Raw genomic sequence first — 14,315 nt, 5'->3', positions numbered from 1 at the left:
GCTTAGGAGGCTTTTTCCGCGATTTGCGCCAGTTTAGAGAAGAACGCCCTTACCTCGGTTACGCCGGTGAGGGAGTAGCGGGCGGCGGTGCGTCCGGGTCCTACCTTAATGCTTACGCCCCACTCCGGTAGCGCGCGGAAGATGTCTTCGTCGGTGCTGTCGTCGCCGATGCCCAGGACGAAGTCCCATTTTTGCTTGCCGACCCAGTACTGGGTGGCCTTGCCCTTATTGACGCCGGCGTTCTTGATTTCGACTACCTTGTTGCCTTCCAGGACCTGGAGATCCTGATTCTGAATCAGGTAGGTAAGCATATCGCGGAATTCACGGACGCGCTTGTTGCCCAGGTCGCGGTCGATGTTGCGGTAGTGCCAGGCGAGGCTGTAGTCCTTCTCTTCGATGAAGGAGCCGGGGGTGCGGGATACGAGGTTTTCGAGGAGTTCACGCACTTTGGGTTTCCAGCCGTCTACTACGTTCGGGTTAAGGGACCACTCACCGTTCTCCTTCATCCAGACGCCGTGTTCGGCCGCCATATGGGTATCGATGTGGCCAAGCCACTTCTGCAGGGTACCGCGGTCGCGGCCACTGTTTACGACTACCGTGTTCTTGGGATCGGCGGCGAGGGTGGTCAGAACGTTCAGGACCGCATCATCCGGGCTGACTGCCTGGGGATCGGGGTTGAAGTCCATGAGGGTGCCGTCGTAGTCGATGAAGAGGAGGCGGTTTCCGGCTTGCTCGTAACTCTGAGTCACGGCGTCCAGGGCCTCTCCGCGAAGGTGGGTGGTGTTGTGCATTTTATTCTTCTCTTTCAGTTTTAGTTGTTCCTTGATAAAGGTGGCGGCCCAGTGCTTGACGTCGTACTGCCGTAGTTTTTCCTGCATCATTTCCATGCGACGTTCCTGCTCTTCGACCGGCATTTCCAGCGCTTCGATCAGGGCATCCTCGATGTCCTTGCTGCTCTGTGGATTGACCGTGAGGGCACCGTCGTTGAGTTCGTAGACCGCTCCCGCCATCTCGCTGAGGATCAGGACACCACGCTTCGAGTCTTCCTTGGCCGCTACGTATTCCTTGGCGACCAGGTTCATTCCGTCGCGAAGGGGCGTAATGAGAGCGATGTCCGCTTCCTTATACAGTGTAGTGAGGGCGGCGAAGTTGAGTGAGCGGTAGTAGTAGTGAATGGGCATCCAGTCGAAGGTGCCGTATTCGGAGTTGACGCGACTGACGAGCACATCCACTTCGTGCTTTAGGCTCTGGTACTGGTCGACGTTGGCGCGGCTGGGCACTACGATCATGATGAGGTTGACCTTGCCCGTGTACTCCGGATTGTTGCGAATAAACTGGGCGAAAGCCCTGATCCGGTGCGGGATTCCTTTGGTGTAGTCCAGTCGGTCTACGCTCAGGATGATTTTTCGACTGGCGTGCAGTTTGCGGATCTCCCCGCTGCTTTGATCGTTGCCGGCATCTACGTCGGGGTGGGCGTACTTTTCGTATTCGATGCCCATGGGGAAGACGTCCACGTTCACCTGTCGGTCGCCGATGGTGAGGCGGCCGAACTCGTGCTCGTAGCCCGTAATGCGATAGGCGGCCGAGAGGAAGTGCCGCATGTATCCGAAGGTGTGGAAACCGACCTGATCGGAACCGAGAATTCCGTCCAAAATTTCCTTGCGCCAGGGAAGGATTCGGAACACCTCATAACTGGGAAAGGGGATGTGCAGGAAAAAGCCGATGCTGATTTTGGGAAACTTTGCCCGGATCATGGCCGGGAGGAGCATGAGCTGGTAATCGTGGACCCACACCATATCGTCTTCCCGCAACTGGTCCTCTACCGCCTGGAAAAATTTAAAATTGACCTCTTCGTAGGCGGCCCACATCTCGTCGTTGTAGACCGTATACTCCGTGAAGTAGTGAAAGTGGGGCCAGATGGTCTTATTGCTAAAGCCTTCGTAGTAGAGATCGATTTCCCGTTCCGTAAGGAATACGGGAATCAGGCTGCGCTTCATTAAATCGTTGCGAATGGCTTCCCGTTCCCATTCGTTCGTGATGTCCTCTCCGGGCCACCCAATCCAGATCTTGTTGTAGGAATCGTCGAGGGAGTTGAGTCCCGTCGCCAGACCGCCGGCACTGGGGTGATAATGCAGTTCACCATCGGTACGATTTACCGTAATGGGCAGGCGGTTGGAAATTATGACTAGTCGCGACATGTGTTGTTAAATGTTTTGGGTTGTTCAGTCCCGTAGGGGCGGTTGACGTAGGTGGGGAAGGTAACTAAAATATGAACATCTGTTTGGCATCGCGGACCACTTCGGACTGCCGTTTTTCCAGGCTAAGTCCATGATCCGACCGGTCAGGAAAAAAGCGCTTCACCACCCGTAGTCGGTGGGTGTACCGGCGGTAGGTGTGATTGAAAATACCAAAATGATCGATACCGTCAATCCTTACCCGTTCCGACACGTGCAGTACGGTGCCCCCAGTAAGTAAAATGCCGAGGTGAGTGATCCTTCCCCGATCGTCGCCGAAGAAAGCCAGATCACCTTCCTGGCACTGCACCATGAAGTCAACCGGTCGTCCCTGTCGGGAGATGTCCTCGATGCTATACGGAAGCCGGACACCGACCATCCGCGTGAGGAGTTGGACCAGTGCGCTTCCCGCGATGCCGGTCGGGGTTCTTCCGCCACTGAGCTCGGGGACGTGCAACCACTTGCGGGCCAGGCGGATCATCAGTTCGGCATCGGGGCGGAGGTCAGCGCTGAGCACGGCCTGTCCGGAGTAGACGAATCGCTCCTCCCCGTGTCTGGCCTGAATTCCGTCGTAGGCGGGCAGTCGCGCGCCGAAGGTGACCGGCATGCCGAAACGGTCGCTCATCATAGAGGCGAACAATTCGAGGGCAAAGGCGGGCGCTTCCGTCTGGTGAGTAAACACCTGTTGGGATACGGGTAGCAATTGATCGATGCGGACGAATCCCTCCAGCCCGTCTTCGGCCCGAACTACCTTGTGGAATTTTCCCACGGACTCGGAAATCCGGACGGGTTCTCCCAGTAGCAGTTGTGAGACCATGACGCTCCGCTCCCGGGGCCGGGCCCGGATGGCGGCGGCGGTGTATTTACCCGTTGCAAAGCCTGCTTTCATCGGCGGCAAGATAGAGCGGCTACTCCGATCTTTGTTAGCTTTGCTCCCTAAGCAACCGGTGATGAGGCAGATATTAATAGGACTTGTTGTAATGGTACTCTCCGCGGCGGTCAGCGCCCAGGATCCGGTATTCGCTCAGTTCTTCTCCTCCCCGACGACCCTTAACCCGGCGCTGACCGGACTGTTCCCCGGCCGGTACCGGATCGCCCTCAATCACCGCAGCCAGTGGCCCCAGCTGCTGGAAACCCCGTACAGCACCTCGGCCTTTGCCGCTGATTTTCATTACGCCCTCAATCCGAAGCGGCGCGGGACGGACAGCTTCGGGGCGGGAGTCGCATTCCTTAACGACCGACTTGCAGAAATCGGGTTTGCGAGCAATCAGGTCATGCTTTCGGGCGCGTACCACAAGGTGCTGGATCGCCGGGGAGAGCGCACCCTCAGTCTCGGGGGGCAGATCGGTGTCGTACAGCGCAACGTCGGTTACGGAGAGCTCACCTTCGAGGATGAGTTTGACGGCACGACCGGCTACGTGGCGGGGATCGGTGGCGAAGAACTTCCGGAAAACAACATCGCCTTTGCCGACTACCAGTTGGGGCTTAACTACAGCTCCTTACCCAGCCGGGGCACCGGCCTGTTTGCCGGGGTGGCCATCCATCACATCGGCGAACCGGAAGTGAGTTTCTTTGCGGATGCCACGGCCGGGGAAGAGATCGAAGTAAGCAACAAGTTGCACCGTCGGTACAGCGGCTACGTGAACCTGCGGCTTCGTGCCGGTGCAAGTACCGAGGTTTCACCGCGGGTGTACTACCTTACCCAGGGCCCCCACGCGACCCTCCATGCGGGTTCCAACGTACGTCTGCTGATCAATTACGTAACGGGCACCTCCCTACACCTGGGCACCTGGCTGCGAATGGCGGGTGGCGACGAGGGATTCGGTCCAGACAGCGTAGTAGGACTGGTGGGCGTGGAAGTAGCTGATTTTCTCTTCGGCCTCAGTTACGACATTGGAATCAACCCACAGGTCGTGCGCCCCCGTTACCGCAGCGCGTTCGAGTTGAGCGTCTCGTACATCGGTCTGGGAGATGACGATGGTGCCGTCCCCTGCCCGAAGTTTTAATCCTGGTCGGTATGCAGACCGTTGTAGAGATGACCGTTGGGACCTTATATACGGCCGGTGGCAATTTTGGACCGCCCGCCGGTCGTTGAGAACGGACCAAGCGAAACGCCCCAATACATGAAGAACTTCCTTGCCCTCCTACTTTTTCTGGCCGCCTCCGTCCCATTGTCCGCCCAGGTGGAATGGTTAAGTTGGGAAGATGCCATCAGCCGCAATGAATCCGCTCCGCGAAATATCCTGGTCGATGTGTACACCGACTGGTGCGGGTGGTGCAAAAAGATGGATAAGTCGGTATTTGTCGCACCGGAAATTGCCGCCTACATCAGCGAAAATTTTTACGCCGTGAAGCTCAACGCCGAGCAGCGGGAGGACATCACCTACGACGGTCACGTGTTTCGCTACGATCCCGGGACCGGTCGCCGGGGAATTCACGCGCTTGCCGTTGCTCTACTGGATGGGAGGATGAGCTATCCTAGTGTGGTCTATCTCGACAAGGACCGCAGGCGAATCACCATCAGTCCGGGCTTTAAACCCGCCGCCAGTTACCTCAAGGAGTTGCGGTACATTGCCGAGGGCCGCTTCCGTGAGTATTCTTACGAGGACTACCTCAAATCCCTGGGTCAGTAGAATCAGCCTGGATAGGCGGCTTGCGATAATAGCACCGGCGTCGGTCTGGCCTAGTGGATCGACCAGGGGGTGATTGGGGGGTCAGTAGAAAATTTTGTGGGCCTCGGAAAAAATTCCAAATATTTTGAAATTTTTTTTCGGCCGATCTCTGAAAAAAAATTGGTGTGCAATCAGTTGTCAGGTCAACACCTGCAATTTTTTTTGGGCACCGCTAATTCGCCGCTTATTTGCCGGTATGCGAAGGTTCGTAACCAATTTGACCGACAGACGCGCAAAACCGGGCGGGTAAATTGGTTGACCAAATTTTCCAAGTCGTGCCAAAATGCGCCAAATAAAATTGCTCTGGTAACTGCGCCCCCCACGCTCGTGGGGTGTTTCTAATGACGCAATGTGTTACATTTGTATCAACGACGAAGGGAATTCGTTTTTTTCGTCGACGTGTCTCTCATTTTTAAACCTATTATTAACGGGAGTAGGAATTTGATTTGTTCCTACGCCAATTTTTTTCTGAAGTGTTTGTTTGGCGCTATTCGCCTCGGTTAATAGTTTCTCAGTAGATAAGATAAGACTTAAGACCTACACGGTGCAACGTGTGGGTCTTTTTTTTGTGTCCTTACCGGATATTCCTAGTATACCTACCATTAGGTACTCGCGGAAAAAATCGTAGGTGTGAGCATGGATACCTAATGCTTCACTACCCCGTAGGGACTAGCGAGGTAGGTGAACCGGTAAGGTGAATCTCCACTATTTCGCTTAAATTTTTCTAACCCCCACGGTCGTGGGGTAGCGCAGGCAGGGCCCTGCCCTATCTTTGTATCATCGCTTTGATAGCGGAGTATATATTGAATTTACGTCTCTCACAACAACCTAATTTTACGATTAATGCGGCATTTCGAATCATCCTTCGACCGTATTAATATAAGGACTATAGCGGAAGTGATTTCCGCAGACTTTTTTTCGGTAGTTAGAAAGTGTAATATTTGGCCCTCGCATATTTGCGGGGGCCTTTTTTCTTTCACTAATCGCCCTACACCCCACGTCCATGTGGGAATTCACCCCCTCCCCTCCACGTTATCCTTTTATACACCTGAAGCCAAAGAAACCTTTCTCCAGATTCCTTCCTTAACCCCACGATTAGTGATTCATTCAATTGACTGCAATATGCGGCAATTGTAATCATTGCATAGTTTTTTAACGGCAATTTGCGCCGTAACTTTTTGTTATTATGGTAGTTAGAAAGCTTTATTGTATGGTCCGCGCCTTCGGCGCGGGCCTTTTTTTTGTGGCCTTCTCTGGCGGGTAAGGCCCCACGGCGGAAACGGTGAACCCCCCACCCCGCCGCTGACGTTCATACGGCGAACCTTCCCCGCGCCCCATGCCTAACCCACTGCTGTATGTCCTCTTGATCTCAATGTTCGCCTGTGCGGACGGACCGCCGAATTCGCCCCCCCGGCCAGCTTCCCCGGAGCCGATGGCACCACCCGACACGGTGGTTAGGGATCAGATCGACCACACCCGCAACCATACGCCGGAAGCTCCCGTTGCCGAAGCGCCGTTGGAGTCGGTCGCTACAGCGGTGAGTACCCCGGTGCCTAAGCCAAAACCCGTTGCTCCTCCGGCGCCAACCAACCCCGCACCCGCGTCCCCGCCCCCCGGTCCTACCGCAGCCGTCGAGCCTCCCCAAAAAAGTGACGCCCCCGACCATAAATCGTGGACCACGCTCCTGCAGCGCCACGTTTCTGCCGCCGGCAACGTCAATTACGCGGGCTTTCGGCAAGACGAAGCCCTGTTGAACGAGTATCTCGCGACGCTGGCACGGAAGATACCGGACGACAAGTGGTCGAAGAGTGAGGCACTGGCCTACTGGATCAACGCCTATAACGCTTACACCATCAAGTTGATCCTGAACAATTGGCCGGTGGAGAGTATTCGCCAAATCGATCGCCCGTGGGAGAAAAAGTGGATCGAGCTTGCGGACAAGCAATACAGCCTCGACCAGATCGAGCACGACATCGTACGTCCTACCTTCCGGGAACCGCGGATTCACTTTGCCCTGGTGTGTGCTGCCGAGAGCTGCCCTCCACTTGCCAACAAGGCGTTCACCGCCCCAGCGCTTGAAAGGATGCTGGAAGAACGGGCGCGCAACTTCATCAACGACGAAAAATTTAACGTTACCCAGGAAGCGGTCGTACGGGTTTCTCCCCTCTTCGACTGGTACGGCCAGGATTTCGGTGACATCAGGAATTACCTGAACCGGTACTTAACGACGGAAATACCGCCCGGAAAGGAAATTCACTTTCTCGATTACGACTGGTCTTTGAACGACTAGTCTATAACTTGCGGCCCATGGCTAAGATTAAGCAGGAAGTACGCTTGCCGTACGAGTCCGACCCCAATGTCGTGTACGAAGGTGATGCACTCAATACGCTACGCTACGACGACGTCTTCGCGGTAAAACACGTCGGCAAGCTCTGTGGGGTAACTGAACACACCGCCCAGACATTCACCATACCGGGAGACGGGGAAGTAGCCCTACGCATCGAGGTGTGGAGCGAGAACGTGGTCCGATTTGTCTATACTTACGGAGCGACGCCGACTAACTTTAGTTACGCCCGCACCACCGGCGCCCGGCCCCACGATGCTACGGTTACCCTCGAACGCGGGGAAGAGGCCTCCACCATTCGGACGGCTACGCTCGCTGTGCGGGTGGCGCACGCGGATGCCTCGGTACGGGTCAGCGACCGGGAAAGCGGACTGGTGCTGCACGAGTATGCCGCCCCCTTCTACGCGCGTTACACCCTCATGCAGGGACTGGACCAAATGCGGTTGCAGTTTACCACCGACCGGAACGAGGGCTTTTACGGACTGGGCGACAAAGCGTGGGATACCGATCTGAACGGACGTTGCCTGGAGAACTGGAACAGTGATTCCTTCGCCTACGGGCGGGAGCGGGATGCGCTGTACCGGACCATCCCGTTCTTTTACGGACTACGTGAGGGCCACGGCTACGGCATATTCGTGGACAACAGTTACCGCAGTCACTTCGACTTCAACAGCAACCGCGACGGACTCGTGACCGTATGGACCGACGGTGGGGAGTTCGACTACTACTTCATCAACGGCCCGCGGCTGGATAAGGTAGCCAGCCGGTACACGGAACTCACCGGTGTACCGGAACTACCGGCCGTCTGGACGCTGGGGTACCACCAGTGCCGCTGGAGCTACTACCCCGAGTCGCGGGTAAAGGAACTGGCCGCCACCTTCAGAGAAAAGCGGATCCCGTGCGATGCCATCTACCTGGACATCGACTATATGGACGAATACCGGTGTTTTACCTGGAACAAGGATTACTTCCCGAATCCCAAGGAGATGATCGCGGCGCTGCGGCAGGACGGCTTTCATACCGTGGTCATGATCGATCCGGGCATTCGGGTGGACGACGACTACTTTGTTTACCAACAGGGTGTCGAGCGCGATGCCTTCTGCCGGCGCAGTACGGGCGAACAGATGGTGGGCCCCGTGTGGCCCGCGGAGTGCGTCTGGCCCGATTACACCAACCCCCGCGTGAGGGATTGGTGGGGCACCCTTTACCGGGAATTGTACGTGGAGCAGGGCGTAAGCGGGTTCTGGAACGACATGAACGAGCCGGCAATGTTCAAGGTGAACGCCCTAACGTTTCCCCTTGATGTCCGCCACGATTACGATGGGCTGACCGGCGACCACAAGAAGGCCCACAACATCTACGGAATGCAGATGACCCGGGCGACCTTCGACGGATTGAAGTCGCTGTTGCCGGCCAAGCGGCCCTTCCTGCTGGCGCGCGCCAGTTTCAGCGGGGGGCAGCGCTACGCGTCCCTGTGGACCGGCGACAACATTGCCAGTTGGGAACACCTCGCGCTGGCGAACCGACAGTGCCTCAGGCTGGCCATCAGCGGATTCAGCTTCGTGGGTACCGACATCGGCGGGTTCGTCGACGACCCCAGTCCAGAATTGCTCACCCGCTGGCTGCAGTTGGCGGTCTTTCACCCGTTGATGCGCGTGCACAGTATGGGCAACAATACCGACGGCGCGGCCGAAACGGAATCGGAGGAGGTAAAAAAGGCCGAACAGACCGATCGGCAGGACCAGGAACCCTGGGTGCACGGCGGCAAACACACCGACAACAACCGCAAAGCGATCGAGCTGCGGTACCGGCTGATTCCCTACCTGTACACCGCCTTTCGCAATCACGTCTCTACGGGAGAACCCGTGCTGCGTAACCTCTTTTTTTACGACCAACTCGATCCCCTGTGCCGGAAATTCGGCGATCAATTCATGGCCGGTGGGGATCTGTTGGTTTGCCCGGTGGTCGAGCCGGGGCTGAAGTCTCAGCAGGTCTACCTGCCCCGCGGCAACTGGTACAGTTACTGGACGGGAAACCACTACGAGGGTCGGCGCAAAATTCGGGTGAAATTACGCCCGGACCGCATGCCCATTTTCGTCCGCGCCGGTGCCGTATTGCCCACCGTCGATGCCGTGCAGCATACGGCCGAAATTCAGAAACTCGACACCTTTCACCTGACCGTCTACCTTGCCGACGAAGGGAACGGGAAGCTCTTCTGGGATGCCGGAGAAGGATACGGTTACCAAATGGGGCAGTTTACGGAACGCGATTACCGCTTCCGCCGGGAGGGAAACCGCATCACCATCGAACAGGAAATTACGGGGGAATTCAACGCCAGCTTCCGCAACGTCACCGTGCACCTGGTCGGTCTGACGCATGCGCCGGGTAGCGTCAAAGTAAACGGAACACTACTCCCCCACTCCCTCCGATTCGACCGCCGCGGGGCTTCGGTTGTTGTGTCTAGCGAGTTCAGTACTATTATCATCGAGTAAGTGCCCGACAGCCTAGGGGATAGTCGCCAGAATCAACTGCATGTTTACAGGAATTATTGAAGCGGCGGGAGAGATCACCGCCATCGAACACGACCGCAACAACGTCCACTTCACGGTACGTAGCCCGATCAGCGGCGAGTTGAAGATCGACCAGAGCCTGGCCCACGATGGCGTATGCCTTACGGTCGTAGCACTCGGTGAGGACACCCACACCGTGACAGCCATCCAGGAGACCCTGCAACGCACCCGACTGGGAGACTGGCAAGTGGGAGGTACCGTCAATCTGGAACGCGCCATGCAGGCGGGTGCGCGGCTCGACGGTCACATCGTTCAGGGCCACGTGGATACCGTCGGGGAGTGTACCGAGGTAAAGGAAAGTGGAGGAAGCTGGTACTTTACCTTTCGGTACGCGACCGAAGACTTACTAGTGGACAAGGGCAGCGTATGCGTCAATGGGGTTAGCCTTACCGTTGTGGAACCTACCGACGACACCTTTCGCGTAGCCATCATTCCGTACACCTATGAGCACACCAACTTTCGGGATTTGCGCCCCGGCAGCCAGGTCAATCTTGAGTTCGACATCATCGGCAAGTACATTGCCCGACAAATGGCGGCCTACCGGAAATAGCAAAAAGTTTTCTTAACGGGCAATAAAGGCTTTGCGGGCAAAAATAAACGGCCGACCTTCCAAAAAACTCATCCGAACCCCGCAAACAAACGCCATGATGAAAACGCTACTTTTCTACCTCGTTCTTTTCCTTCCCGTCCTCTTATTTTCCCAGCGCTCGATGCACCTCGACGAGGGAGAACTCATGACCCCGGCCCGGCACCCCCAACTGACTAAGGCGGCGGTTCCAGACACGATTTTTCCGGCCATCTTACTTGACGACTGCTATAGCCGAATATCTCCCTACTTCATTCCCGACACGGGGTATATCATCGGGAGCAATATTTTCGGCGACTTGCTGCAGTTGCAACGGGTGGTTCACCCTTCTTCCTCCTCCTTCCAAATTACCTCCGCCGAGTTCCCCTTCGTGCTGGCCGACAGCTCCGCCTTCGATGTCTACCTGCGCGCGGTGGTGTTTTCCGAGGTGGATGCGGAAGGTACACCCACCGGCTTTCTCGGTGAAAGCGACTCCATGCAGGTGAGGGATCTGAACCGCGATACGACCGGCGGGTTGATCAACTTCACCCTATTCGATTTTTCGGAACCGGTAACGGTAGACAACGATTCCTTCCTGATTGGAATTGAATTTTTCAATGCGTACACCGATTCGACCATTCATTTCGTCGGACTTTACGGCACCCAGGTCGGTTGCGGGGACGGCAACAACCTGGTTCAGGGTTTCTTTACCAATGAGGGTCTGGCTTTCGGCACCTTCGCTCAGTTCTACGGTGCCGATCTGGAAATACCGGTATTCGTCGCTGTTGAGGATGTGACAACCTCCCTACGCAACACGCTAACGGCGGATTACGGCACCCAGGCGGCACCCAATCCGGTCAGCTCCCAGGTCCGGATAACCTTCGAAGCGCAGGTAGCGGGAGACTACTTCGTCTACCTCACCGACCTCACGGGGCGGCGGTTGCGCAAGGCAGACTACCGCCTCAGCTCCGGAAAAACGAGAGTCGAGTGGCAGCTGGGCGACCTGCCGAGCGGCATTTACGTGTACTACGTCGACGGTCCCGAGGGGCGCCAATCCGGCAAGCTGGTTAAACGTTAGGCGTTCAGCTCGAGCAGCCCCAGCGGCAATTCCATGACCAGGACCGAGTCCGCTTCACGTACCCCGACCACCAGGTTTTCGTGCAGCGGGATGTAAACCGTTTTTCCTTCGTAGGTTACTTCGGCGAGGTAGTGCTCCGGTAGATCCATGATGTCCTCGATGGGTCCGAGCGGCGGATACCCGTCGGCTTCGATGGTGTAGCCGAGGATGGCATCCCACGGCGTATCCTCTACCTCGGTGACCTCACTTACCTGGTCCGCGGGTAGCAACAGTGGTTTATTGGAGAGCAGGGCCACCTGTTCGCGGGTGTCGAAGTTTTCGAGTTTTACCGTGAGCTTCCCCCCCTGCCGGAAGCGCTCCACGAAGTACGGGATCGGCGGCTCCCCGATCAGCACGGCTTTGACCACAACCAGGTCGTCCTCGTATGCTTCATCGACGAAGAGGGAAAGTTCACCCCGGGTGCCGTGGGGCCGGCCGGTGGTGCCGATTTGTACCATTTCCATAAGCTACTGTTTAGGCGGCGGGGTCGCGGGTGCTGGGCAATTCAGGGGCCTGCGGCCGCAAAGGTAGGTGGCGATCACCGAAGGTCTTCCAGCTTGACCGGTCCAGAAAGTGGACCGACGGTGACCAGTTTTCGTTCGGCCATACCACGACCGGTAAGCGCGCAGGCCTCCCAGTCGAGCCCCGTTACGTGACCGGCCAGAAAGCCCGACCAAAAGGCGTCTCCGGCACCGGTGGTGTCCTTGACCTCGACGGGGCGAGATTTCGTTACTATGGCCTGTCCGTCGACTAAAAGATAGCTGCCCTCCTCCCCGAGTGTGAGGCAAACAACCCCGGCCCCCAGGTCCATTAGGCGTTCGCCCGCCATTTCGTTGCTCTCCACCGGCTCGTCGAACAAGCGCATGAAGTCAACGTCGCTGCACTTGACCAGGGTGCTGGGGCCGCCGTCTGAATTCAGGCCGACATAGTTGCTGATCACCCAGAGAGCTTCCAGGCGGTTGGGCCAGATCTTCTCGGCGTAATTGATGTCGATGCTCAACCGCCCTCCGTTTGCCACTACGGCAGTTGCCGCTGCGGTAATTGCGCTGCGGGCCGGCTCCCGACTGAGGGCGAAAGCGGTGGTGTGGAATACCTTACAGTGGCTCAGGTACTCGGCGGGAAACTGGTCGTCGGTGATTTCCTTATCGGCGGCCCGGTAGGCTTCGAAGTTGCTCACTTGCCGCGATTTGGTGACCATGATCAGCGTAGTCGGTTCGGAGGTGGCGGCTACCTGGGAGGTATCGCAGCCGGTGTCGGCCACCGCCTGCCGCAAGAGCTCGCCCGCATCGTCAGTCCCGACGCTCGCGACCAACCCGACATCCTGTCCGAGACGGGCCAGGTTCATGGCCAGGTTGGCCGGACTGCCGCCAGCGTAGCGCCGGTAGGTGTCCGCTGATCGAAAATCAACGGCGTATTCGGTGCTGATGAGGTCGACAAGCAGCTCGCCCGCGCAAATAATTTCCGGATGATTCATGACCGGAAGGTAATACGCGTCCGCCATACTAGTATTTGGCGTTGAGTACCTTTACCGTATGACAGATACCGACGTCAAACTCATCAGTGTAGAAGAGGTGATTAAAGCGCGGCACCAGCTGCGGGGAGTAGCCCTGGAAACGCCCCTGATGCGCAGCACCCGGCTGAGCAAGCAGTACAACGCCGACATCTACCTGAAGCGGGAAGACTTGCAGGAAGTGCGCAGCTACAAAATCCGGGGGAGCTACAACAAAATGGCCTCCCTGAGTAGCGAGGAGAAAGAACGCGGCGTCGTCTGTGCGAGCGCAGGAAACCACGCCCAGGGCCTTGCCTACGCCTGCAACGCCATGCAGGTCAACGGGGTCATCTTCATGCCCGTCGTCACCCCCTCCCAGAAAGTCCGCAAGGTGCGCATGTTCGGTGGAGACTACGTGGAGGTCGTGCTCATCGGCGACACCTACGACGACGCCTACTCCGAATCGATGCGGGTAGCGGAGGAGCGCGGCCTGACCTACGTGCACCCCTTCGACGACCCTAAGACAATTGCCGGACAGGGCACCGTAGGCCTGGAGATCCTGGATGCGGCCACCAAGCCCATCGACATGGTGGTAATGGCCGTCGGAGGTGGCGGACTGAGTGCCGGAGTGGGCAGCGTGTTTCGGCAGTTGAGTCCGCGCACTACGCTCATTGGAGTGGAACCAACCGGTGCTCCCGCCATGTACGACAGCATCCGGCTGGGCAGGATCGTCACCCTCGACAAGATCGACAGTTTCGTAGACGGCGCGGCGGTACGGCGCGTCGGGACCCACAATTTTCCCATTGTAAGGGAGACCTTCGAGAAAATAGAGTTGGTGGACGAAGGCAAGGTATGCGGCGTCATGCTCGACCTGTACAACGAAGACGGCTTGGTGGTGGAACCCGCCGGCGCGCTCTCCATTGCCGTACTCGACCAGCTCGGCGACCTGACCGGCAAGCACATCGTGTGCGTGGTCAGCGGGGGCAACAACGACATCACTCGTACGCCGGAAATCCAGGAACGGGCACTCATGTACGCGGGGCTCAAGCATTATTTTATCGTGGAGTTTCCACAGCGGTCTGGTGCCCTGCGCGATTTTCTCGACGTCCTCGGCCCGGAGGACGACATCACCCACTTCGAGTACACCAAAAAACACAACCGGGCCATGGGGCCCGCCCTGGTGGGAATACAACTCGGTAAACGGGGGGATTTCGAAAAATTGCTGGAGCGGATGGAGAACCGTAAACTCCGGTACGAGCACCTCAACGATCAACCAATCTTGTTTGAGATGCTGATCTGATCGACCCGAAGCCCCCCAAAAATT

At 57.2% G+C, this 14,315-nt stretch carries 11 protein-coding genes; 7 read left to right on the top strand and 4 right to left on the bottom strand.

The window, feature by feature from the left end; all coding sequences use genetic code 11:
- Positions 1-2 precede the first annotated feature (2 nt).
- Both GGR28_RS02230 and GGR28_RS02225 read right to left on the bottom strand, forming a co-directional pair.
- A complete protein-coding gene (locus GGR28_RS02230; RefSeq protein ID WP_183494082.1) occupies positions 3-2,198 on the bottom strand; it encodes a bifunctional alpha,alpha-trehalose-phosphate synthase (UDP-forming)/trehalose-phosphatase in 2,196 nt (731 codons plus the stop codon).
- Between the two features lie 64 nt (positions 2,199-2,262).
- Positions 2,263-3,123: a C40 family peptidase gene (locus tag GGR28_RS02225; RefSeq protein WP_183494081.1), complete on the bottom strand. Its 861-nt coding sequence runs from the start codon at positions 3,121-3,123 to the stop codon at positions 2,263-2,265.
- A gap of 61 nt (positions 3,124-3,184) precedes the next feature.
- Between GGR28_RS02225 and GGR28_RS02220 the strand changes: the two genes are divergently transcribed.
- The 6 genes from GGR28_RS02220 (at position 3,185) to GGR28_RS02195 (ending at position 11,463) form a co-directional block, all read left to right on the top strand.
- On the top strand, positions 3,185-4,240 hold the full coding sequence (locus GGR28_RS02220; RefSeq protein ID WP_183494080.1) for a PorP/SprF family type IX secretion system membrane protein: 1,056 nt from the start codon (positions 3,185-3,187) through the stop codon (positions 4,238-4,240).
- A 117-nt stretch (positions 4,241-4,357) separates the two neighbouring features.
- Positions 4,358-4,867, top strand: coding sequence for a thioredoxin family protein (locus tag GGR28_RS02215; protein WP_183494079.1), 510 nt, complete (start codon positions 4,358-4,360; stop codon positions 4,865-4,867).
- 1,471 nt (positions 4,868-6,338) lie between these two features.
- A complete protein-coding gene (locus GGR28_RS02210; protein WP_183494078.1) occupies positions 6,339-7,196 on the top strand; it encodes a DUF547 domain-containing protein in 858 nt (285 codons plus the stop codon).
- Positions 7,197-7,213: 17 nt separating this feature from the next.
- A complete protein-coding gene (locus tag GGR28_RS02205; protein WP_183494077.1) occupies positions 7,214-9,742 on the top strand; it encodes a glycoside hydrolase family 31 protein in 2,529 nt (842 codons plus the stop codon).
- Positions 9,743-9,782: 40 nt separating this feature from the next.
- On the top strand, positions 9,783-10,370 hold the full coding sequence (locus tag GGR28_RS02200) for a riboflavin synthase (RefSeq protein ID WP_183494076.1): 588 nt from the start codon (positions 9,783-9,785) through the stop codon (positions 10,368-10,370).
- Between the two features lie 94 nt (positions 10,371-10,464).
- A complete protein-coding gene (locus tag GGR28_RS02195; RefSeq protein ID WP_183494075.1) occupies positions 10,465-11,463 on the top strand; it encodes a T9SS type A sorting domain-containing protein in 999 nt (332 codons plus the stop codon).
- Here the strand turns inward: GGR28_RS02195 and GGR28_RS02190 are convergent.
- Entirely contained in the window at positions 11,460-11,966 is a 507-nt protein-coding gene (locus GGR28_RS02190; protein WP_183494074.1) for a ribosome maturation factor RimM, read from the bottom strand. The two genes, GGR28_RS02195 and GGR28_RS02190, sit on opposite strands and share 4 nt — an antisense overlap.
- Before the next feature lie 74 nt (positions 11,967-12,040).
- A complete protein-coding gene (locus GGR28_RS02185; protein WP_183494073.1) occupies positions 12,041-12,976 on the bottom strand; it encodes a carbohydrate kinase family protein in 936 nt (311 codons plus the stop codon).
- A gap of 58 nt (positions 12,977-13,034) precedes the next feature.
- Between GGR28_RS02185 and ilvA the strand changes: the two genes are divergently transcribed.
- Positions 13,035-14,291: a threonine ammonia-lyase gene (gene ilvA / locus GGR28_RS02180; RefSeq protein WP_183494072.1), complete on the top strand. Its 1,257-nt coding sequence runs from the start codon at positions 13,035-13,037 to the stop codon at positions 14,289-14,291.
- Positions 14,292-14,315 lie beyond the last annotated feature (24 nt).

Source organism: Neolewinella aquimaris, from assembly GCF_014197245.1.
Taxonomy (GTDB): Bacteria; Bacteroidota; Bacteroidia; order Chitinophagales; family Saprospiraceae; genus Neolewinella; species Neolewinella aquimaris.
This window is presented reverse-complemented; position numbering and strand designations above follow the sequence as displayed.

Bases quoted from the DNA above. Each gene is read 5' to 3' on its own strand.
- GGR28_RS02230 (WP_183494082.1), bottom strand. From the start codon at position 2,198: ATGTCGCGACTAGTCATAATTTCCAACCGCCTGCCCATTACGGTAAAT.
- GGR28_RS02215 (WP_183494079.1), top strand. From the start codon at position 4,358: ATGAAGAACTTCCTTGCCCTCCTACTTTTTCTGGCCGCCTCCGTCCCA.
- GGR28_RS02210 (WP_183494078.1), top strand. From the start codon at position 6,339: ATGGCACCACCCGACACGGTGGTTAGGGATCAGATCGACCACACCCGC.
- GGR28_RS02225 (WP_183494081.1), bottom strand. From the start codon at position 3,123: ATGAAAGCAGGCTTTGCAACGGGTAAATACACCGCCGCCGCCATCCGG.
- GGR28_RS02190 (WP_183494074.1), bottom strand. From the start codon at position 11,966: ATGGAAATGGTACAAATCGGCACCACCGGCCGGCCCCACGGCACCCGG.
- GGR28_RS02205 (WP_183494077.1), top strand. From the start codon at position 7,214: ATGGCTAAGATTAAGCAGGAAGTACGCTTGCCGTACGAGTCCGACCCC.
- ilvA (WP_183494072.1), top strand. From the start codon at position 13,035: ATGACAGATACCGACGTCAAACTCATCAGTGTAGAAGAGGTGATTAAA.
- GGR28_RS02195 (WP_183494075.1), top strand. From the start codon at position 10,465: ATGATGAAAACGCTACTTTTCTACCTCGTTCTTTTCCTTCCCGTCCTC.
- GGR28_RS02200 (WP_183494076.1), top strand. From the start codon at position 9,783: ATGTTTACAGGAATTATTGAAGCGGCGGGAGAGATCACCGCCATCGAA.
- GGR28_RS02220 (WP_183494080.1), top strand. From the start codon at position 3,185: ATGAGGCAGATATTAATAGGACTTGTTGTAATGGTACTCTCCGCGGCG.
- GGR28_RS02185 (WP_183494073.1), bottom strand. From the start codon at position 12,976: ATGAATCATCCGGAAATTATTTGCGCGGGCGAGCTGCTTGTCGACCTC.